The 21,238-nt window shown below is 70.3% G+C and carries 15 protein-coding genes; 7 read left to right on the top strand and 8 right to left on the bottom strand.

Features of this window, described 5'->3' with window-relative positions:
- The first annotated feature begins 34 nt into the window (after positions 1–34).
- A complete protein-coding gene (locus ABZV34_RS21730; RefSeq protein ID WP_356278960.1) occupies positions 35–3,934 on the top strand; it encodes a DNA-directed RNA polymerase subunit beta' in 3,900 nt (1,299 codons plus the stop codon).
- A gap of 154 nt (positions 3,935–4,088) precedes the next feature.
- Positions 4,089–4,619 (top strand): DUF1707 and DUF4190 domain-containing protein, encoded by a 531-nt coding sequence (locus ABZV34_RS21725; RefSeq protein ID WP_356278957.1) that lies wholly within the window; start codon positions 4,089–4,091, stop codon positions 4,617–4,619.
- 52 nt (positions 4,620–4,671) lie between these two features.
- Here ABZV34_RS21725 and ABZV34_RS21720 read toward each other — a convergent pair whose 3' ends face one another.
- The 6 genes from ABZV34_RS21720 to ABZV34_RS21695 all read right to left on the bottom strand — a co-directional run bounded on the left by ABZV34_RS21720 (position 4,672) and on the right by ABZV34_RS21695 (position 12,658).
- On the bottom strand, positions 4,672–5,913 hold the full coding sequence (locus tag ABZV34_RS21720) for a M48 family metalloprotease (RefSeq protein ID WP_356278954.1): 1,242 nt from the start codon (positions 5,911–5,913) through the stop codon (positions 4,672–4,674).
- A gap of 47 nt (positions 5,914–5,960) precedes the next feature.
- Positions 5,961–6,590 (bottom strand): Pycsar system effector family protein, encoded by a 630-nt coding sequence (locus ABZV34_RS21715; RefSeq protein ID WP_356278951.1) that lies wholly within the window; start codon positions 6,588–6,590, stop codon positions 5,961–5,963.
- A complete protein-coding gene (locus ABZV34_RS21710) occupies positions 6,587–8,305 on the bottom strand; it encodes a hypothetical protein (RefSeq protein ID WP_356278947.1) in 1,719 nt (572 codons plus the stop codon). Before ABZV34_RS21710 ends, ABZV34_RS21715 begins: the two co-directional genes overlap by 4 nt.
- 77 nt (positions 8,306–8,382) lie before the next feature.
- Positions 8,383–10,650, bottom strand: a complete 2,268-nt coding sequence (locus tag ABZV34_RS21705) for a hypothetical protein (protein WP_356278944.1) — start codon at positions 10,648–10,650, stop codon at positions 8,383–8,385.
- Positions 10,647–11,525 (bottom strand): hypothetical protein, encoded by an 879-nt coding sequence (locus ABZV34_RS21700; RefSeq protein WP_356278941.1) that lies wholly within the window; start codon positions 11,523–11,525, stop codon positions 10,647–10,649. Before ABZV34_RS21700 ends, ABZV34_RS21705 begins: the two co-directional genes overlap by 4 nt.
- A gap of 335 nt (positions 11,526–11,860) precedes the next feature.
- Positions 11,861–12,658 carry a Crp/Fnr family transcriptional regulator gene (locus ABZV34_RS21695; RefSeq protein ID WP_356278938.1) on the bottom strand — a complete coding sequence of 266 codons (798 nt, stop codon included), beginning with the start codon at positions 12,656–12,658 and terminating at the stop codon, positions 11,861–11,863.
- Positions 12,659–13,116: 458 nt separating this feature from the next.
- Here ABZV34_RS21695 and rpsL point away from each other — a divergent pair, with 458 nt between their 5' ends.
- The 4 genes from rpsL (at position 13,117) to tuf (ending at position 17,468) form a co-directional block, all read left to right on the top strand.
- Positions 13,117–13,488, top strand: a complete 372-nt coding sequence (gene rpsL, locus ABZV34_RS21690; RefSeq protein ID WP_003948652.1) for a 30S ribosomal protein S12 — start codon at positions 13,117–13,119, stop codon at positions 13,486–13,488.
- 3 nt (positions 13,489–13,491) lie between these two features.
- Positions 13,492–13,962, top strand: coding sequence for a 30S ribosomal protein S7 (rpsG, locus tag ABZV34_RS21685; RefSeq protein ID WP_181650348.1), 471 nt, complete (start codon positions 13,492–13,494; stop codon positions 13,960–13,962).
- Between the two features lie 39 nt (positions 13,963–14,001).
- Positions 14,002–16,131, top strand: a complete 2,130-nt coding sequence (gene fusA, locus ABZV34_RS21680) for an elongation factor G (protein WP_356278935.1) — start codon at positions 14,002–14,004, stop codon at positions 16,129–16,131.
- Positions 16,132–16,274: 143 nt separating this feature from the next.
- Positions 16,275–17,468, top strand: coding sequence for an elongation factor Tu (gene tuf / locus ABZV34_RS21675; protein WP_356278932.1), 1,194 nt, complete (start codon positions 16,275–16,277; stop codon positions 17,466–17,468).
- 163 nt (positions 17,469–17,631) lie between these two features.
- Here the strand turns inward: tuf and ABZV34_RS21670 are convergent, their stop codons facing one another.
- A complete protein-coding gene (locus ABZV34_RS21670) occupies positions 17,632–18,876 on the bottom strand; it encodes a cytochrome P450 (protein ID WP_356278929.1) in 1,245 nt (414 codons plus the stop codon).
- 255 nt (positions 18,877–19,131) lie between these two features.
- Positions 19,132–20,010: a helix-turn-helix domain-containing protein gene (locus ABZV34_RS21665; protein WP_356278926.1), complete on the bottom strand. Its 879-nt coding sequence runs from the start codon at positions 20,008–20,010 to the stop codon at positions 19,132–19,134.
- A 654-nt stretch (positions 20,011–20,664) separates the two neighbouring features.
- Here ABZV34_RS21665 and ABZV34_RS21660 point away from each other — a divergent pair.
- Entirely contained in the window at positions 20,665–21,171 is a 507-nt protein-coding gene (locus tag ABZV34_RS21660; RefSeq protein ID WP_356278923.1) for a hypothetical protein, read from the top strand.
- Positions 21,172–21,238 lie beyond the last annotated feature (67 nt).

Genomic DNA, 21,238 nt, shown 5'->3' with positions numbered 1-21,238 from the left:
CATGACTTACAACCCTGAGAGGGATTGACGCATAGTGCTCGACGTCAACTTCTTCGATGAGCTCCGGATCGGTCTGGCCACCGCTGACGACATCCGTCAGTGGAGCCACGGCGAGGTCAAGAAGCCCGAGACCATCAACTACCGCACCCTCAAGCCCGAAAAGGACGGACTCTTCTGCGAGAAGATCTTCGGTCCGACCCGGGACTGGGAGTGCTACTGCGGCAAGTACAAGCGCGTCCGCTTCAAGGGCATCATCTGTGAGCGCTGTGGCGTCGAGGTCACTCGCGCCAAGGTGCGCCGTGAGCGGATGGGCCACATCGAGCTCGCCGCTCCCGTCACCCACATCTGGTACTTCAAGGGCGTTCCGTCGCGTCTGGGCTACCTGCTCGACCTCGCGCCGAAGGACCTCGAGAAGGTCATCTACTTCGCCGCGTACATGATCACGTTCGTCGACGAGGAGCGCCGCACCCGCGACCTGCCCTCGCTGGAGGCCCACGTCTCCGTCGAGCGTCAGCAGATCGAGAACCGCCGCGACGCCGACCTCGAAGCCCGCGCCAAGAAGCTCGAGACCGACCTGGCCGAGCTGGAGGCCGAGGGCGCCAAGGCCGACGTGCGCCGCAAGGTGCGCGAGGGTGCCGAGCGCGAGATGAAGCAGCTGCGCGACCGTGCGCAGCGCGAGATCGACCGTCTCGACGAGGTGTGGACCCGCTTCAAGAACCTCAAGGTCCAGGACCTGGAGGGCGACGAGCTCCTCTACCGCGAGCTGCGTGACCGCTTCGGCACGTACTTCGACGGTTCGATGGGTGCCGCGGCGCTGCAGAAGCGCCTGGAGTCCTTCGACCTCGACGAGGAGGCCGAGCGCCTCCGCGAGATCATCCGCACCGGCAAGGGCCAGAAGAAGACCCGTGCGCTCAAGCGCCTCAAGGTCGTCTCCGCGTTCCTGCAGACCAGCAACAGCCCCAAGGGCATGGTGCTCGACTGCGTGCCGGTCATCCCGCCGGACCTGCGTCCGATGGTGCAGCTGGACGGTGGCCGCTTCGCGACCTCCGACCTGAACGACCTGTACCGCCGTGTGATCAACCGCAACAACCGTCTGAAGCGCCTTCTCGACCTCGGTGCCCCCGAGATCATCGTGAACAACGAGAAGCGCATGCTCCAGGAGGCCGTCGACGCGCTCTTCGACAACGGCCGTCGTGGTCGCCCGGTCACGGGCCCCGGCAACCGTCCGCTGAAGTCGCTGTCCGACATGCTCAAGGGCAAGCAGGGTCGCTTCCGTCAGAACCTGCTCGGCAAGCGTGTGGACTACTCCGCGCGTTCCGTGATCGTCGTCGGTCCGCAGCTGAAGCTGCACCAGTGCGGTCTGCCGAAGGCCATGGCGCTGGAGCTCTTCAAGCCGTTCGTGATGAAGCGCCTGGTCGACCTGAACCACGCGCAGAACATCAAGAGCGCCAAGCGGATGGTCGAGCGCGGCCGCACGGTCGTGTACGACGTCCTGGAAGAGGTCATCGCCGAGCACCCGGTTCTGCTGAACCGTGCGCCGACGCTGCACCGCCTCGGCATCCAGGCCTTCGAGCCGCAGCTGGTCGAGGGCAAGGCCATCCAGATCCACCCGCTCGTCTGCACCGCGTTCAACGCGGACTTCGACGGTGACCAGATGGCCGTCCACCTGCCCCTGTCCGCAGAGGCGCAGGCCGAGGCCCGCATCCTGATGCTGTCCTCGAACAACATCCTCAAGCCGGCCGACGGCCGCCCGGTCACGATGCCGACCCAGGACATGGTCCTCGGTCTGTTCTTCCTGACCACGGACGGCGAGCTGCGCGACGTCAAGGGCGAGGGCCGGGCGTTCGGCTCCACCGCCGAGGCGACCATGGCGTTCGACGCCGGGGAGCTCGCTCTCCAGTCGGCCGTCGACATCCGCTTCCCGGTGGGCACCATCCCGCCGCGCGGCTGGACCCCGCCGGCGCAGGAGGAGGGTGAGCCGGAGTGGCAGCAGGGTGACACCTTCCGCCTCCGTACGACCCTGGGCCGCGCGCTCTTCAACGAGCTGCTGCCCGAGGACTACCCGTTCGTCGACTACTCGGTGGGCAAGAAGCAGCTCGGGGAGATCGTCAACGACCTCGCCGAGCGCTACCCCAAGGTCATCGTGGCGGCGACGCTCGACAACCTGAAGGCGTCCGGCTTCTACTGGGGCACCCGCTCCGGCGTCACCGTGGCCATCTCCGACATCGTCGTTCCCGAGGCGAAGAAGGAGATCGTCAAGGGCTACGAGGCGCAGGACGAGAAGGTCCAGAAGCAGTACGAGCGCGGTCTGATCACCAAGGACGAGCGCACGCAGGAGCTCATCGCGATCTGGACCAAGGCGACCAACGAGGTCGCCGAGGCGATGAACGCGAACTTCCCGAAGACGAACCCCATCTTCATGATGGTCGACTCGGGTGCGCGCGGAAACATGATGCAGATGCGTCAGATCGCCGGTATGCGTGGTCTGGTGTCGAACGCCAAGAACGAGACGATCCCGCGTCCGATCAAGGCCTCCTTCCGTGAGGGCCTGTCGGTGCTGGAGTACTTCATCTCGACCCACGGTGCTCGTAAGGGTCTGGCGGACACCGCTCTGCGTACCGCCGACTCGGGTTACCTCACCCGTCGTCTGGTCGACGTCTCCCAGGACGTCATCATCCGCGAGGAGGACTGCGGCACCGACCGTGGCCTCAAGCTGCACATCGCGGAGCGCGGCGCGGACGGCGTGCTGCGCAAGACGGAGAACGTCGAGACCAGCGTGTACGCCCGTGCGCTGGCCGAGGACATCACCGTCGACGGCAAGGTGCTGGCCCCGGCCAACACCGACCTCGGCGACGTCCTCATCGACGAGCTGGTCAGGTACGGCATCGAGGAGGTCAAGACCCGCTCGGTCCTGACCTGCGAGTCGGCCGTCGGTACCTGCGCCATGTGCTACGGCCGTTCGCTGGCCACCGGCAAGCTGGTCGACATCGGTGAGGCGGTCGGCATCATCGCCGCCCAGTCCATCGGTGAGCCCGGTACCCAGCTGACGATGCGTACCTTCCACACCGGTGGTGTGGCCGGTGACGACATCACCCAGGGTCTGCCCCGTGTCGTCGAGCTCTTCGAGGCTCGTACGCCCAAGGGTGTCGCCCCGATCTCGGAGGCGGCCGGCCGCATCCGTATCGAGGAGACCGAGAAGACCAAGAAGATCGTCGTCACCCCGGACGACGGCAGCGAGGAGACGGCGTTCCCGATCTCGAAGCGTGCCAAGGTCATGGTGCGTGAGGGTGACCACGTCGAGGTGGGCCAGAAGCTCACCTTCGGTGCCACCAACCCGCACGACGTGCTGCGGATCCTCGGTCAGCGCGCGGTCCAGGTCCACCTGGTCGGCGAGGTCCAGAAGGTCTACAACTCGCAGGGTGTGTCGATCCACGACAAGCACATCGAGATCATCATCCGGCAGATGCTGCGCCGCGTGACGATCATCGAGTCGGGTGACGCGGAGCTGCTGCCCGGCGAGCTGGTCGAGCGGTCGAAGTTCGAGACCGAGAACCGTCGTGTGGTCCAGGAAGGCGGCCACCCGGCCTCCGGCCGTCCGCAGCTGATGGGTATCACCAAGGCCTCGCTGGCGACCGAGTCGTGGCTGTCGGCGGCGTCCTTCCAGGAGACGACCAGGGTTCTGACGGACGCGGCGATCAACGCCAAGTCCGACTCCCTGATCGGCCTCAAGGAGAACGTCATCATCGGTAAGCTCATCCCGGCCGGTACGGGTCTGTCCCGTTACCGCAACATCCGGGTCGAGCCGACCGAAGAGGCCAAGGCCGCGATGTACTCGGCCGTCGGCTACGACGACATCGACTACTCGCCGTTCGGCACGGGCTCCGGCCAGGCCGTCCCGCTGGAGGACTACGACTACGGTCCGTACAACCAGTAAGGCGTACGTCAACTGACGGGCGGTCACCCTTCGTGGGTGGCCGCCCGTCGGCGTTCTCCGGCCCGGTACGGCGGGACGGACCTCCCGCGGGAACCCGTGCCGGACATGCCACGTGGGAGCATGATGGAGGAATCCGTCTGGGGGGAGGCATTCCATGTCGTACCCGACGCCGTGGCAGCCGTGGCAGCCGTGGCAGGGGCAGGGCGGGCAGTCGATGCTCGCGTCGCACGCCGACCGGGAGCGGGCGGTCGATGTGCTGAGAGCGGGCTTCGGCGAAGGCCGGCTGGAGCAGGCCGAGTTGGAGAAGAGGGTGGCGCGGGCGTACGCGGCCCGCACGGTGGGTGAGCTGGCCGTGCTCGTCGGCGACCTGCCGCAGGGTCCCGTACCGATGTCGGCCGGCCCCGGGGCCGGCGTCCCGCAGACGTTCCTGCCCGCACCGCGGCCGGCGACCAACGGGAAGGCGGTCGGTGCCATGATCTGCGGCCTGCTGACCGTGGCGACGCTCGGCGCCACCGGCATTCCCGCGGTGGTCCTCGGGCACTCGGCGCGCTCGGAGATGCGCCGTACCGGGGAGAGCGGCGAGGGTTTCGCGATGACCGGTCTCGTGCTGGGCTGGCTGTCGGTCTCGTGCTGGGCGCTGTTCCTGACGCTGGTCATGATCGTGGCGGTGACGTCCGGGGGCTGAACAGCCGGCCTCCGGGCGTCAGCGGAGCGGCCGGTGGGCCGGCCCGGCGTCGTCAGCCGGGCGGCTGGAGATACGGCTGGAGGTGGTGCAGCCGTGTGTAGTGGTCCGGGTGGGACGAGAGCAGCTTGCTGAGCGAGCTCTCCCGCGGGGCCGCACCCCCGTTGCGGACGGTGAGCGCGGCCGTCTCGTACTGCTCCTGCTGGTGCAGCTTGTGGAGGACGGCGGCCAGCATCGGGGCGAAGCCGAGGGCCGCGGCGTGCTCGTCGGCGCGGAGTTCGGCCCGGCGCCCGACGGCGGCGAGGGCGTACGGCACGGCCAGGACGAGCAGCGGAAGGCCGTACAGCGTGCCGACCGTCGCCAGGGCGAGGCCGCCGAGGACCAGCACCACGAACGCGGCCCCGAAGCAGGAGAACGCGCGCGACACCTTGAAGACGATGCTCGCGAACCCGCGCAGGACCCGCCAGGCGAGCCGGCCGGGCAGCGCGTACCAGTAGCCGAGCAGGGAGGACCAGGCGTGGCCGCCGACGTGGTGGCCCAGTTCGTGCGCGAGGACCGCGGCGAGTTCCCCGTTGGGGAGGTGGTTCATGGCGAAGCGGGTGACGCCGACGATGTGGCCGGCGGCGGCGACCGCGTTCAGGCCGTCGCTGTCCTCCACCCACAGTTCGTAGGTGCGGCCCTCGACACCGGCGCGCGCGGTGACCTCGTGCCAGACCGGTTCGAGTTTGGCTCGTTCTTGCGGAGTGGGGTAGCGCAGGCGGAGCAGACGGCGCGCGACGGCGCTTTCCGTGGGCCGGTGGAACACCAGTGCGCCGCTGGCCAGCCAGGCGAGGACCACGAGGAACCCGAGGTCGCCGAAGAAGGCGGAGAACAGGCCGACGACGAACAGGCTGCAGAGGAAGTTCGGCAGGTGGAGCAGCAGATTGCCGACGGCCGTGGAGTCGGTCCGGCGCTGCTGACTGCGGAGGTGGACGCGGCCGTGGTCGGTGCTGATGTGGTGCGGGTGGGCGGGGTCGTCGGGGGAGAGGGCCTGGGCCGGGACCGTGGGTGCGGCGGCGTGCGGGTACGCGGGCGGGGACGGGGGTGCGGCGGCCTGCGTGTGGTGCGGTGGCTGTGGGTGGTGCGGGGCCTGCGGGTGTTGGCCTGGATACGACGGGGCCTGTCGACCTGGATGGGCGGGGCGCTGTTCACCGGGGTAGGGCGGTGGCTGTTGTCCCGGGTAGGGCGGGGGCACCTGGGACTGGGGTGGCGCGGCGTACTGGGGATACTCCGGTGGTGAGGACGGCGGCTGGGTCACGATGCTTCCTTTGCGTGGGGACGAGCGGGGAGTACGGCCGGCCGGTGTCAGCCGATCAGCAGTGAGGCGGGCAGCAGGACCGTGCCGACGCAGAAGGCGATCAGCCCGGTGCGGATCCACTGGTGTTTGCGCGCGGCGATCCGGCTCGTCTCGGTGAGGGCCTTCGCGAGGCCTCCGGTGGGATCGCGCCCGGTGTCGGCGAGGGCGGTCCGCAGACAGCCGAGCCGTACGGCCTGCTGGATGTCGCCGAAGTACGACAGCGGGTGCCCCGGCGCCCAGGCCGGGGCGCCGTAGCGCGGGAGTACGGCCAGCAGCAGGGCGAGCAGGGAGACGGCGAGGGAGCCGACGCCCGCCCAGCACAGCGCCGCACCCGGGACGGAGAGCGCGGCCGGGGTCCAGTCGTGCCCCGCGAGCAGACCGCTGAAGACGCCCGCGGTCATACCGAGCGCGGCGACCAGGACCGACGCCTTGCTGTCGGCGCGGGTGATCTCGGCGCGGAGGTCCGCGAGGAGGCGCTCGCACAGGCGGACGATCTCGGGCGTGCTGCCGTCCGGGTGGCGGGCCGGGAGGGGAGCGCCCGCGACGGGGACTCCGGGCGGGACTCCGGGCGGAGCCGCCGGGTCCCCGTCCGGGCCGGTGGCGGGCGTCGGGACGGGTACCGGGTCGAGTGCCGTCATGTGCCGTCCTCCCGGGCGCCGGCCCCCGGCTCGCCGGGCCGGGGGGTGCCGTCGGCCGGGTGGGCGACGGCTGCCCCGTCCTGTGCGGGCAGGGTCGGGGAACTGCCGTAGCCCGGGGGCGGCTGCCAGGCCGGGGCTTCGGGCGCCACGGGCCCGGCCGGCGGGGCGGGAACGCCCGGGTGAGAGGCCGGAGGCACCAGCGGGGGCACGAGCGGGGGCGGCGGGGCGTACGGCTGCGGGGACTGCCAGGTGGGACCGCCAGGGGCCCCGTACGGGCTTCCCGCCGGTCCCGGCCGGACGCCGGTGTACTGACCCGTCGCCGGGCCCGTCTGCCCGCTGTACGCCCCGTACGCCCCATAGGGCTGCGCGGCGGCGCCTGCTCCGGGTGCCGGCGCCGGTGCGGAAGTGGGCGTCGGCGCGGGTGCGGACGTAGGCGTCGGCGCGAGGAGGCCGTCGAGGCCGGGGGCCTGCGCCATGGGGTCCTGGAGCGGCGGCCCGCCGGGAACCGGAGGTTCGGCAGGGCCGGGACCGGTGGGCGCGTGGCCCGGCAGCGGCGGGTCCGGATACGCCGGACCGGCGGCCGACGGGAGGAGGGGAGGCGTCTGCGGGACCCCAGGGAGGCGCTGGTTGAGGATGTCGCTGACCGTGCGCAGGGCCAGCTGCTTGGGGCCCTCCAGTTCGTAGCCCTCGGCGGTGTCGCCGCTCAGCAGCTGCTTCACCAGGTCCATCTGGGCCTGGATCATCCGGAGCTGGTCCTCGCGCATGCTGGACATGACGAGGTGGGAGTCGTCCGGGCGCTGCGCGAGGTGCAGCGCCCAGGCATGGACACCGCCCTGCTGGAGGTGCCACTGGTAGAAGGCGATCTTCTCCTCCTCCAGCTTCTGGAGTTCGATCTGCTGGTGCCCCTGCTGGAGGGCGAGCTGGTGCTGCTGCCCGTTGTGCAGGAGCGCCTGCTCGTGCTCCCACCGCTGCTGCTGGAGCGCGAGTTCCTGCTGCCGGCCGCCGTAGGCCATCGCCCGGTCGATCTGCAGGGCGTCCTGCTGCCGGAACCGGCGGTCGGCCTCGACGTCGACCTCCATGCCGCGTCGCGCCACCCGCACCTGTTCGGCGGCGGAGTACTCGATGGCCTGCAGCCGCTGCTGGTGCTCGATGTTCGCCTGGTCGCGGCGGAGCCGCAGGGTCCAGGTGACCTGCAGTCCCGCCGGTGCCCCGAGCGGCCCGAGGACGGTGACCGCCTGGAGCAGTTCCCGTTCGGCCGCGGCGCTGTCCGCGATGGCGAAGCGGCGGCTCACCGGCCGGGCCGCCTGCTGGAGTTCGCCGATGAGCGTCGCCGGTACGTTCCGGTGGCCGCTCTCCACGAACCGGCCCGGATCGAGGACCTGCCAGGACAGGTCGAGGACCGCGGTGAACTCGAAGGCGTCGTTGTCGCTCGGCAGGGTGAGTTCGGCCGAGTGGGGGTGCACGCCCATGTCCACCTCGTAGACGGCCGAGTACCGCTTCGCCGCGATCTCGCCGCGCGTCGGCCGCCGGGGCGGCAGATACGTCTCGTAGCCGCCCTTGGGAGTGGAGAAGACCAGGGCGTGGTCGATGCGGACCAGATGCTTCAGCGAGAGCTCGAAGCGCGACAGCTGGCGCACGGTGAGCACCGGGTCGACCAGGTCGGAGTGCCGGTCCGCCTGCTGCTGCCACTCGGGCGGGCGGTTGAAGGTGGGCATGTGCGTGTCTCCTCGGGAACACCGGGGCGCTTCGCCTCCGGTCGCCTGGGTCGGAAGGGTCTGGCGGCGGGCCCCGGTCAGCGGGCCGGAAGGGTGGTCAGCAGACGGGCGGCCACCAGGGGCGGGGGCGCTCCGTCCTCGCCGGGCATGGTGCGCAGCAGATGGCTCAGCCGCTGGTGTTCGGCGGGCGTGGTGACGAGAGCGGGCAGCAGGGCGGCCAGCGCCCATTCGGTGGCCGGCGTCCGGTCGGCGATCAGCACCCAGTCGCGCAGCACGTCGAGCGCGTGCCGGGTGGCCCGGGAGTCGGCGAGGGCCGACCGCCACAGGGCCGGGATGCCGTGGGCGGCCGCCGCGTCCTCGGTCGCCGCCCGCGCGTACCAGCCGAGGACCAGCGGGGTGCCGTACCGCTCGTCGTCCTCGGTGCGGCGGCAGGCGTTGACGAAGCCGCCGAGGGCCAGGTCGTGCACGGCACGGTCGTCGTCGAGGCGGCCGAGCAGCTCGGCGAGCACGAGGTCGCTGGCGGGGGAGAGGAGCAGCAGCTCCACGGCCTCGGCGAGTTCGCGCGCCATCTCGCCGTCCAGGTCGTCGGGGGCGTCCGTGTACAGCCGGCGGACGGCGCCGCGCAGCGCCGCGAGCGCCTGTACCGGCCGCTCGGGCCCGATCAGCGCGTACGCCCGCGCCGCCACCCAGCGCAGCCGCGGGTCGTCGTGGGTGCACCAGTCGTCGAGGATGCGCGGGATGTTGGGGGTGCCGACGAGGTGCGCGAGGGTGAGCGCGTTGACGGCGACGAGCCGGTGCCGGAACAGCTTGGAGGTGCCCCAGGGTTCGATGACCAGGGCCATCGCGGAGGGCAGGTCGGTACGGGCGAGGACGGCGACGGTGGAGGCGGCCCGGGTACGGACCAGGGGGCGGCCGTCGTCGGCGAGCCGGCGCAGCCAGGCGATCAGGGCGGGCCGGGCGGACGGGTGGCCCGTCCACACCTCGCGCAGCAGCACCAGGGAGGCCCTGTCGTCCCGGAACGCGGCCTTCCGCTGCGTCACCGGGCCCCATTCGGTGTGCTCGTCCTCCTCGTAGCGGTGGGCGCGGGCCAGTTGGAGGCGTTTGCCGACGTGGGTGCCGAAGACGGGGACCTCCGGGACGCGGGCCCGGTTCTCGGTCTCCTGGAGGAACCGGTAGAGCAGATCGCTGAGTTCGGCGGTGAGGGCGTACGGGCCGCCGTCGAAGGCGGCCAGGGCGACGAGGAACGCCTTGTCCCGCAGGTGGATCGACGCCTCGTCCTCCTCGAACCACTCCTGGACCTGGTTCTCCAGCGACACGAGCGAGAAGCGCGCCACGGCGTCCTCGGTCACCTCCCCGGCCGCGTACCGCCCGAGCAGCCGGGCGAAGGCGGCGACCTCGCGCGACTGGTGTCCGCGGCCGAGGAATTCGGTGACGTCGGGGAGTCCGAGCAGCTTGGCGGCGCTCTCCTCGTCGGTGCGGGCGCGCAGGTGGGCGGCGAGGACGTCGGCCGCGGCCGGTGGCTCCCAGCGCACGGCGGGGACGTCCGCCAGCGCGGCGCCGGCGCCGACGGTGATCACCAGGTAGGCGTCCTGCTCGGCGAGGCGGTCCCGGGCGGCGAGCAGATGGGGTTCGCGCAGCGGGCGGTCCCGGCGGGTGGCGAGGTCGCACAGGACGTACCCGCGCGCGGGGGCGCCGTCACGCTTCTCCTCCGCCTCCGCCGTGAACCCGTCCGCGAGCGCGCCCGGGGCGGTGTCGGGAAGCAGGGTGCGGAGGGGGGCCGCGCCGAGGCGGTGCAGGAGCATCAGGGCGGCCGTGCGTCTGCCGGTGAAACGGGCGCCGGACAGGACCAGGACGCGGTCGCGGCGCAGCCGGTCGAGCAGGCCGGCCATGACCCCGTCGTCGGCGACGAAGCTCCCGTCCAACCGCTCCAGGGTGGAGCGCGGGACCTCACCGGCGGACGGTGCGGGCGGGGCCGTGCCGGCCGCCCCCAGGTGGTAGATCTCCGTCCTGCTGCCCATGAACACGTCGCCGGTGAAGTGACCGCCGCTGATTCCGCCGTGCTGGTCACCCCCGAGCAGGCCGCCGCCGAAGCGGGCCCGGGCGCCGACGTTCATGGTCCGGGGGCTGTGGTCGACCAGGTCACGCCGGGCCGACCAGGCGTTCTGGGGCTGGTCGTGCTCCTCGGACGCTTCGTGGTCGTCGCCGCGGGGGGTGTCCTCGGGTACGGGGGCCGCGGGGGGCTGGTCCGCCGCCGGGCCGGGGCCGCCGCGTCCGGAGCCCGGGGCGTCGGGTCCTGGGCGGGGGACGGCCGGAGAACCCTGGGCCGCCGGCTCCTGGGTACTCACGCGCCGCCACCCCGCTCCTGGTCGCCGGGCGCGCCGAAGGTGACGTCGCCGCTGAAGCGGCCGCCGCTGATCCCGCCGTACTGGTTGCCGCCGAACACCCCACCGCTGATGTCGACGGAGCCGCCGTCGATGCGGAGCGTGGGGCCCGGCGCCGGGGCTCCCCCTGATCCGGCCGGCGCCGGGCGGTCCTCGCCGGGGCCGCCCCGATGGGGGACCGCGGGTGCCGGGCGGTCCCCCGAACCGCCCGGCACCCCGGTCTCCCCCGTCCCCGTGTCACCGTGGTCGCGTGTGGGCGCCGGGCCGCCGGGGAGCGGTCCGTGCAGCCAGGCCTTCAGCGGGCCGTTCTTGCTGTCCACCGTCATCGGGCGGAAGTCGGCGGCCGGGACTCCGGGGTGGTCGTGCCGTACGACGCCGGTGTAGAGCGCGTCGGAGACACAGAGGGCGAAGTCGTCGGCGCGCTCGCGCAGGGCGGCACGCAGGTGGTGGGCGTCCAGCAGGCGGCAGGCGTGGTTCAGGTCGGAGCCGACCCAGCCGTCGAGCGCGTCGACCGCGACGTAGCCGGTGGCGAGGACGCCGCGCAGGCGGATCTGGGCGGAGCGGGACGCCATGCGGTTGACGGTCCTCAGCTGGGCCGGGACTTCCGTGAGCAGCGCGCGCAGCAGGGTGGTCACCGGGGCGTTCGCGTCGATGAGCGCCATCACGGAGTCGCCGCGGTCGGCACGCAGCCGCCGGGTCTCGTCGATGCCGGCGTGCTCCAGGGCGCGGTCGGTGATGTCGTAGAGCATGCGCCGCAGATACGCCTGCTCCACGTCGTCCCGGTCGCTGAACCTCTCGATGTCCAGCAACAGGATCGTGCGGCTCACGGGGTGGGTCATGGTCGCCTCTCGGAGGTGTGCCGTGCAGAGCAGCAGCCTGATGGCAGGACGCCCCGGGCCGTGAGGGCGGATGACCCACTCGGAGTGTGACCGTGTGCACAGACGGGCCCCTGGGGGCGAGGGGACACCCGGGGACGCCCAGGAAGAACGGGCGGCGATCCGTCTCCTCGGTCATCCCGGACGGCGCTCACCGACTCCGCGGGCGCCCCTGCCCTCGCCCGCGCCCCTGACTACGCCCGCGCCTCGACTCGGCCGGCACCTCCGATTCCACCGGCGCCCCTGACTACGAGCCCGCGCCCCACTTCCCTCCTGGCGCCGTCCGCCTCCCGCCGCGCCTACGCTTCCCCGGCCGCCCCACTCCGAGGCAGCCGCCCCTCCCCCTCCCGAGGGGCCTGAGGGGACGGGATCCCGCCGGCCGGGAACTCCGTGGCCGCGATGCGGCGGAGTATGTCGGGGCGCAGGATCAGCAGCGTGCGGCGTCCCGTGGAGACCGCCTGCTTGTCGCGGAGTTCTCTGAGCAGCCGCTGCACCATCTCGCGCGACGCGCCGACCGAGCCCGCCAGTTCCTGCTTGCTCAGCGGCACCGCGAGCTCGATGCCCTCGGCGGTGCGGCGGCCGTGGGTCCGGGCCAGGTCCAGGAGCAGGACCGCGAAACGCTGTCGCACGCTCATCGAGGCGAACTCCAGCCGCCGTCGGTCGGCCGCCCGGGTGCGGTCCGCGGTCAGGCCGAGGAGCGCGAAGGAGACGTCGGGTGAACGGCTGAGGAAATCACGGAAGCGCTCGTGCTCCACGGCCACCGCCCGCACCGGTTCCAGCGCGGTCACCGTCGCCGACCGCGGCCGGCCGGTCAGCACCGCGGACTCCCCGACGATGTCACCGGGACCGCGCAGCGCGAGCAGCGCCTCGTACCCGTTGGCGGCCGAGGCGGTGACCTTGGTCCAGCCGGTCACGAGGAAGAGGACGTGCGCGGACGGCTCGTGCTGGTGCAGCAGGATGATGCGCTGGGCGAAATCCAGCGTGCGGCCGAGCCCGAGCAGCGCCGAACGGTCCTCGGCCTCCAGCCGGGCCAGGAAGGGCACCCGGTCGTCCAGGCCCCCGTCGTCCGACGGATGGGCCACCGTCCCTGTCGTCATGCACGTCCCCCAGTCCTCGCAGCGGACGGATCAACGTACTGAAAGCGCAAGACCGCCGAGCCCGAAAGGGCGCGATCCGGCCAGGATGCGCGGCCCGTGTGCCGGGCTCCGGCGGCCACGGCACGGCCCGCGGAGGGGACGTTCGCGAGGGCCTGGACAGGTCGTCGCGGACGCGGTGGGCGAGCCCGGCCGAGGGGGACGGGAGTCCGGCGTGTCTGCCTGGACAGCATTTGTTTTGACCGAAGTCCATGAGGTAGGTACGCTCAGACCTTGTGCCTGGGGTGTGCCCTGGCTCGCGTGCGTGCCTTCAAACCGCAAGGCGAGCCGTAACCGGCCACCGTGATCTGCGCCCTTTTCGCCTCGCGGCGGAAATCTGCAGTATCCGACACACCCGACCGCGTGGGTCGGAGGCGTTCCAGGTTAGCTTCACCATTCGGCACACAGAAACCGGAGAAGTAGTGCCTACGATCCAGCAGCTGGTCCGGAAGGGCCGGCAGGACAAGGTCGAGAAGAACAAGACGCCCGCACTCGAGGGTTCGCCCCAGCGTCGCGGCGTCTGCACGCGCGTGTTCACGACCACCCCGAAGAAGCCGAACTCGGCCCTGCGTAAGGTCGCGCGTGTGCGTCTGACCAGTGGGATCGAAGTCACCGCTTACATTCCGGGTGAGGGACACAACCTGCAGGAGCACTCCATCGTGCTCGTGCGCGGCGGCCGTGTGAAGGACCTGCCGGGTGTTCGCTACAAGATCATCCGAGGCTCGCTCGACACCCAGGGTGTCAAGAACCGCAAGCAGGCCCGCAGCCGCTACGGCGCCAAGAAGGAGAAGTAGAAAATGCCTCGTAAGGGCCCCGCCCCGAAGCGCCCGGTCATCATCGACCCGGTCTACGGTTCCCCTCTGGTGACCTCCCTCATCAACAAGGTGCTGATGAACGGCAAGCGCTCCACCGCCGAGCGCATCGTCTACGGCGCCATGGAGGGTCTGCGTGAGAAGACGGGCAACGACCCGATCATCACGCTGAAGCGCGCGCTGGAGAACATCAAGCCCACGCTCGAAGTCAAGTCCCGCCGTGTCGGTGGTGCGACGTACCAGGTTCCGATCGAGGTCAAGCCCGGTCGCGCCAACACGCTCGCGCTGCGCTGGCTCGTCGGTTACTCCCGCGCCCGTCGCGAGAAGACCATGACCGAGCGTCTGCTCAACGAACTTCTCGACGCGTCCAACGGCCTCGGCGCCGCTGTGAAGAAGCGCGAGGACACTCACAAGATGGCCGAGTCCAACAAGGCCTTCGCGCACTACCGCTGGTAGTCGCTACCCACATCGAGACCGAGAGAAGACCGAAGCCTTATGGCTACCACTTCACTTGACCTGGCCAGGGTCCGCAACATCGGGATCATGGCTCATATCGACGCGGGCAAGACGACCACCACCGAGCGGATCCTCTTCTACACCGGCGTCAGCTACAAGATCGGTGAGGTCCACGACGGCGCTGCCACCATGGACTGGATGGAGCAGGAGCAGGAGCGTGGCATCACGATCACCTCTGCTGCCACCACCTGTCACTGGCCGCTTGAGGACAACGACTACACGATCAACATCATCGACACCCCGGGTCACGTCGACTTCACGGTCGAGGTGGAGCGTTCGCTCCGCGTCCTCGACGGTGCCGTCACGGTGTTCGACGGTGTCGCCGGTGTCGAGCCGCAGTCCGAGACGGTGTGGCGTCAGGCCGACCGTTACGGCGTGCCGCGCATCTGCTTCGTGAACAAGCTGGACCGTACCGGCGCCGAGTTCCACCGCTGCGTGGACATGATCAAGGACCGCCTCGGCGCCGTTCCGATCATCATGCAGCTGCCGATCGGTGCCGAGATGGACTTCAAGGGCGTTGTGGACCTGGTCCGCATGAAGGCGCTCGTGTGGTCCGCCGAGGCGGCGAAGGGCGAGATGTACGACGTCGTCGACATCCCGGCCACGCACGTCGAGGCCGCCGAGCTGTACCGCGGCCAGCTGGTCGAGACGGTCGCGGAGCACGACGACGAGATCATGGAGCTGTTCCTGGAGGGCCAGGAGCCCACCGAGGAGCAGCTGTACGCCGCGATCCGTCGCGTCACCATCGCGTCCGGCAAGTCCAGCGACGTCACGGTCACCCCGGTGTTCTGTGGCACCGCGTTCAAGAACAAGGGCGTTCAGCCCCTGCTCGACGCGGTCGTGCGCTACCTCCCGACCCCGCTTGACGTCGAGGCCATCGAGGGCCACGACGTGAAGGACCCCGAGGTCGTGGTCAAGCGCAAGCCGTCCGTGGACGAGCCGCTGTCCGCGCTCGCGTTCAAGATCATGAGCGACCCGCACCTGGGCAAGCTCACCTTCGTCCGGGTCTACTCGGGCCGCCTGGAGACTGGCACCGCGGTGCTGAACTCCGTCAAGGGCAAGAAGGAGCGCATCGGCAAGATCTACCGTATGCACGCGAACAAGCGTGAGGAGATCGAGGCGGTGGGCGCGGGCGACATCGTCGCCGTGATGGGTCTGAAGCAGACCACGACCGGTGAGACGCTCTGTGATGACAAGAACCCGGTGATCCTGGAGTCCATGGACTTCCCGGCGCCGGTCATTCAGGTCGCCATCGAGCCCAAGTCCAAGGGTGACCAGGAGAAGCTGGGTATTGCCATCCAGCGTCTCGCGGAGGAGGACCCCTCCTTCCACGTTCACTCGGACGAGGAGACGGGCCAGACCATCCTCGGCGGTATGGGCGAGTTGCACCTCGAGGTGCTGGTCGACCGTATGAAGCGCGAGTTCAAGGTCGAGGCCAACGTCGGCAAGCCGCAGGTCGCCTACCGTGAGACGATCCGCAAGACCGTCGAGCGTCACGACTACACCCACAAGAAGCAGACCGGTGGTACCGGTCAGTTCGCCAAGGTGCAGATCGCGATCGAGCCCATCACCGAGACCGACGGTCCGGCGTACGAGTTCGTGAACAAGGTCACCGGTGGCCGTATCCCGCGGGAGTACATCCCGTCGGTGGACGCCGGTGCGCAGGAGGCCATGCAGTTCGGCATCCTGGCCGGCTACGAGATGACGGGCGTCCGCGTCATTCTTCTCGACGGTGGCTACCACGAGGTCGACTCCTCCGAGCTGGCGTTCAAGATCGCCGGTTCGCAGGCGTTCAAGGAAGCGGCGCGCAAGGCAAGCCCTGTGCTGCTCGAGCCGATGATGGCCGTCGAGGTCACCACGCCCGAGGAGTCGATGGGCGATGTCATCGGCGACCTCAACTCTCGCCGTGGCCAGATCCAGGCCATGGAGGAGCGCAGCGGCGCCCGCGTCGTGAAGGGCCTCGTGCCCCTCTCGGAGATGTTCGGCTACGTCGGAGACCTCCGCAGCAAGACGTCGGGTCGCGCAAGCTACTCGATGCAGTTCGACTCCTACGCCGAGGTTCCCCGGAACGTCGCCGAGGAGATCATCGCGAAGGCCAAGGGCGAGTAACGCACACCGTTTGCACGCTTTAGGCTTGACACCGACCGCCGGGGCTCACCCGGGAGGGCAGACCCCGGCGGGCGGCATCCCAGCAAAGATCACCTGGCGCCGATGAGTAAGGCGTACCAGAACCACTCCGCAGGAGGACCCCAGTGGCGAAGGCAAAGTTCGAGCGGACTAAGCCGCACGTCAACATCGGCACCATCGGTCACATCGACCACGGTAAGACGACCCTCACGGCCGCCATTACCAAGGTGCTGCACGACGCGTTTCCGGACCTGAACGAGGCCTCGGCCTTCGACCAGATCGACAAGGCTCCTGAAGAGCGCCAGCGCGGTATCACCATCTCCATCGCGCACGTCGAGTACCAGACGGAGACCCGTCACTACGCCCACGTCGACTGCCCCGGTCACGCGGACTACATCAAGAACATGATCACGGGTGCGGCGCAGATGGACGGCGCCATCCTCGTTGTCGCCGCGACGGACGGCCCGATGCCGCAGACCAAGGAGCACGTGCTCCTGGCCCGCCAGGTCGGCGTTCCGTACATCGTCGTCGCCCTGAACAAGGCCGACATGGTGGACGACGAGGAGATCCTGGAGCTCGTCGAGCTCGAGGTCCGTGAGCTGCTCTCCGAGTACGAGTTCCCGGGCGACGACCTTCCGGTCGTCAAGGTCTCGGCGCTCAAGGCCCTTGAGGGTGACAAGGAGTGGGGCCAGTCCGTCCTCGACCTGATGAAGGCCGTCGACGAGAGCATCCCGCAGCCCGAGCGTGACGTCGACAAGCCGTTCCTGATGCCGATCGAGGACGTCTTCACGATCACCGGTCGTGGCACCGTCGTCACCGGTCGTATCGAGCGTGGTGTCCTCAAGGTCAACGAGACTGTTGACATCGTGGGCATCAAGCAGGAGAAGACCACCACCACGGTCACCGGCATCGAGATGTTCCGCAAGCTGCTCGACGAGGGCCAGGCGGGCGAGAACGTCGGTCTGCTCCTCCGTGGCATCAAGCGCGAGGACGTCGAGCGCGGCCAGGTCATCATCAAGCCCGGTTCGGTCACGCCGCACACCGAGTTCGAGGCCCAGGCCTACATCCTGTCCAAGGACGAGGGCGGCCGTCACACGCCGTTCTTCAACAACTACCGTCCCCAGTTCTACTTCCGTACGACGGACGTGACGGGCGTGGTGACCCTCCCCGAGGGCACCGAGATGGTCATGCCGGGCGACAACACCGAGATGACGGTCACCCTCATCCAGCCCGTCGCCATGGAGGAGGGCCTGAAGTTCGCCATCCGTGAGGGTGGCCGGACCGTGGGCGCCGGCCAGGTCATCAAGATCAACAAGTAGTTCTTGTCGATCTGATCTCCTGGTAGCTCCTCGCGAGCTCCTTGAAGGGGCCCGTACGACTTCGGTCGTACGGGCCCCTTCGCGTTCCGGACACGGACGGGCGCCCCCGGGAATTCCCGGGGGCGCCCGTCCGAGACGTCACCTCATGTCCCGTCTCCCCACCTCACCAGGCGACGGGCAGTGTCAGCGGGCCGCGGATCATCGTGCGCTGCCGGAAGGGGACCTGATCGGCGGGCACGGCGAGACGCAGGCCCGGGAGGCGGTCCAGCAGCGTGTCGATCAGCAGCTCGATCTGCATACGGGAGAAGACGGCGCCCGTGCAGAAGTGCGGACCGTTGCCGAACGCCACGTGCGCGCCGGCGTCCCGGTCGAGGTCGATCCGGTCGGGGTCGGCGAAGACCGCAGGATCGCGGTTCGCGGCGAGGTAGGAGACGTACACCGCGTCACCCGCGCTGATGCGGACACCGTGGAGATCGACGTCCTCCGTGGCGATCCGGGGCAGGCCGACGGACGCCCGGTGCGGGATGTAGCGCAGGAGTTCCTCGACGGCCGCGGGGCGTGACGCGGGGTCGTTGCGCAGCCGCTCCAGCAGGTCGGGGCGGCTCAGCAGGAGATAGAACATCTGGCCGGAGTTGTTGGTGACGGCCTCTCCGCCGATCTGGAGCGGGCCGGCGACGCTGACCGCCTCCTCCTCGCCGAGTTCGCCCCGCCGCACGGCGGCACCGAGCAGCGACAGAACGTCCTCGCTCTCGCCGCCGCCCGCGCGGTCGCGGCGGTCGCGCACGGCCTGCCCGATCCACCCGAACAGCCCCTTCTTGGCGAGCTCGGCGGCATCGGCGCCTCCCGCGGTGGAGATGATCTCCCGCGTCCAGGCGTGCAGCTTCTGCCGTTCGTCCAGGGGTACGCCCATGACCTCGCAGACGACCGAGATCGGGAAGGGTTCGAGGACCCGCGCGATGAGATCGGCGGGCGACCCGTCCCGCACCATGTCGTCGACCAGGGCGTCGAGCATCTCCTGCGCACGGGGACGCAGCCGCTTGACCGCGCTCACCGTGTAGGCGGCCGAGACGGCGTGCCGTAGCCGGTTGTGGTCGGGCTGGTCGGCCCACGCCAGCGCGCCGGGCCGCGGCGCGAAGTGCGGCGCCAGCCGGGTGACCTGACGGACGGCGGCCTCCGCCCGGCTGAACCGGGGGTCGTTCGTGATCATCTTGACGTCGTCGTGGCGCGTCGCCAGCCACGCCCAGCCCTCGCCGTGCGGCAGCCGGATCCGCGTCAGCGGCCCCTCCCGCATCAGCTCCGCGAGCACCGGTTCGAACTCGGTGGCGTTCAGCTCACCGGCGGGCCAGTCCCGGACAGGCGGAAGGGGCTGCTCGGGCCGCTCAGGGAGTGTGATGGTTTCTTCTGCCATGCGTTCAGCATCGTCGGGCGGGGGTGAGGTGTCGCGCGGGAGTGCTCCAGGCGGAGTGGTGGCGGGCTACGCCCGGTGGGGAGGGGAGATCGCCGCCACGCGGGTCGGGGCCAGGGCCGCTCCCGTGCTTCGCGTACACCGAGATCGCGGAGTGTGCTGGCGCAGCTCTTCAAGACGGCTGTTCGGCGTCCCCGTCGGGACAGCGCGGAAGGTTCGCCCAGAGACCGTCCACCGGCCTGGATCGTCACGTTCCCGCTAGGCGGACTCCGTGAGATCGGATCGGCAGTCGCGGCAGCGCCCGGCCATGGGGGAGCGGAAGGCGCGGTCGCAGCCCTCGCAGTTCTGGAGCGGATGCCGTAGGGCCGACGGCGACACCGGCACGCGGAACGGCGGCGGAGGCGGCAACTGCGCGGCGAGTCGGTGGGCGAGGAGAGCGGCTGGGCGGCGTAGGCCTTCCGGCGGCAGGTCCACGGTCAGCGCGCGCTGTACGGCGTTGGGGGTGAGGTCGCGTTCCAGCCACGCGGCGACCCCGGGGGCCAGGTGCTCGGCGTCGGTGGTGGAGAGGAGGAGTCGGGGGTCGTGGCGGCGGAGGCCGGCGAGGAGCTCGGTGGCGGTCCGGAGGAGGGTGGGGGAGGGGTACGCGGGCTGGGGCACGGTGGGGAGGAGCTTGCGGGGCGGGCGTCTCCCCGGGGCGGCCGGCCGGACGGCCGGGTTCCTGGGGGTGCCGGCTGCCGTCGCGTGGTGTCCGGGCTGGTTGCAGGAGATCGTGCGGGTGACGATCCGGCCTCCCGGGGTGCGCTCGCGGCTGCGGCGGAGGGAGCCGTGGGTTTCGAGTTCCCGCAGGGCGGCGGCGATACGGGTGGGGCCTTCGGGGAAGCGGGCGGCGAGGGTCTTGATGTCCACGCGGGCGCCTGTGGGGAGCGACTGGATGTAGACGGCCAGCCCGATCGCGAGTCCTGAGAGCGCGGAGTGCTGGGCGAGGTGGTTGCCGATCACCGTGAAGCGGGTGGTGTGGCGGGTGTTGTCGTGGATGACACCGCCGGGACGGGCGTGCGGATGCGCGCCCGTGTAGTGGTTTTTGCCCGCGATACGGGACTGGGCGCGCGGGGGCGCGCTAGGGTTTTGTGTATCCATCAGGAAGGTCCTGCTTCCTCGGTGGTCAGGCCCTCGCTTCGGGATGCCAGTCCCGGCGGGGGCCGTCGCATGTCTGCGGTGGTGTTGCCTCGCGCTGAGCGTAGGGCAGGCAACCGGGCCCGAATCCAGTTGAGTTGGCATATTCACTCGCGGGAGTGAGTTTGCTCGACGGACGGACGGACGGACGGACGGACCGACGGACGGACCGACGGGCGGACCGACGGGCGGGAGGGAGGGGTGGGGCTTGGTGGGGTTCTTTCCCTCTCGTGTTTCTTGGAAAGGGCGCGGGCGGCACCGGAGTACGACCGTCTGTGTTCCGGTGGGAGGAGAGCGAGTCCCGCGTGCCGGAGACAGGGGCGGCCTTCGCGCCGAACGGCTCCGATCTGACCTGCTGGGACGCCTGGCTGCTCCCGCTCCCTGATATGAGTACGGGCACTCATGTGCCGTCTCTCGCAACGGGGTTGAGTAGAGCCATGCCCCTCCTCACCAGCCTCGGCGACTGGCCGAGCCGCTCCTCGGAAGGGCCCGATTCCGGTCACTCTCTGCCAGACGCTGTCTGTGGACTGTCACAGCTGATGGCTAGAGTTGCCGACGAGGCTTCGGCTGCTTTGGTTGTGCGGGGGAGAGATGGTGTTGCCGAGTGATGGTGGGACGGTGCCTGGACCGTCGTCGTGGGTGTCGGGCGTGTTCGACGCGGCGCGGGACGCCGTCGGTGATGTGGTCACCGAGCTGTCGTCGTTCACGACGTTCCAGAAGCGCGTCGACGACCTGATCCGCGACCTGAAGGGTTCGGCGGCCGGTTCGGGCGAGGTGGGCCAGGAGCAGCTGGTCCGGCACCAGTTCGGCGGTGGGGCGGGGGCGTGGACGGAGGCGTCCGGCCTGTTCAGCTCGTACGAGACGGTGATCACCGAGCTGGAGAGCCTGTCGAAGCTGCTGTCCGACTCGATGGAGGGCATGAACATCGCGGTGCTGGCCGCGCACAGGGGTTACCGGAACATCGATCTGGACGTGCGTGACCGTATGGCGGCGATCAGTGCGGAGACGACGAAGCACTACGGCGGGAGTTACGACCCCGCGCCGGCGAAGAGGAGCTGGGAGGGCGGCGCCGGGCCGAAGCCGGACGGCACGCCCGTGGGCGGCGACTCGGGGGGCGCGATCTGATGTCCGGCGGGGGGAGTGGCGGTGCCACGTCGTTCGAGGACATGAGCCACGAGCAGATGCTGGCGTG

The organism is Streptomyces sp. NPDC005195, assembly GCF_040608315.1.
GTDB classification, from domain to species: domain Bacteria; phylum Actinomycetota; class Actinomycetes; order Streptomycetales; family Streptomycetaceae; genus Streptomyces; species Streptomyces kaempferi.
This window is presented reverse-complemented; position numbering and strand designations above follow the sequence as displayed.

Coding starts and splice junctions, on each gene's coding strand:
- ABZV34_RS21725 (WP_356278957.1), top strand. CDS start 4,089: ATGTCGTACCCGACGCCGTGGCAGCCGTGGCAGCCGTGGCAGGGGCAG.
- ABZV34_RS21715 (WP_356278951.1), bottom strand. CDS start 6,590: ATGACGGCACTCGACCCGGTACCCGTCCCGACGCCCGCCACCGGCCCG.
- ABZV34_RS21710 (WP_356278947.1), bottom strand. CDS start 8,305: ATGCCCACCTTCAACCGCCCGCCCGAGTGGCAGCAGCAGGCGGACCGG.
- ABZV34_RS21700 (WP_356278941.1), bottom strand. CDS start 11,525: ATGACCCACCCCGTGAGCCGCACGATCCTGTTGCTGGACATCGAGAGG.
- ABZV34_RS21695 (WP_356278938.1), bottom strand. CDS start 12,658: ATGACGACAGGGACGGTGGCCCATCCGTCGGACGACGGGGGCCTGGAC.
- rpsG (WP_181650348.1), top strand. CDS start 13,492: ATGCCTCGTAAGGGCCCCGCCCCGAAGCGCCCGGTCATCATCGACCCG.
- fusA (WP_356278935.1), top strand. CDS start 14,002: ATGGCTACCACTTCACTTGACCTGGCCAGGGTCCGCAACATCGGGATC.
- ABZV34_RS21670 (WP_356278929.1), bottom strand. CDS start 18,876: ATGGCAGAAGAAACCATCACACTCCCTGAGCGGCCCGAGCAGCCCCTT.
- ABZV34_RS21665 (WP_356278926.1), bottom strand. CDS start 20,010: ATGGATACACAAAACCCTAGCGCGCCCCCGCGCGCCCAGTCCCGTATC.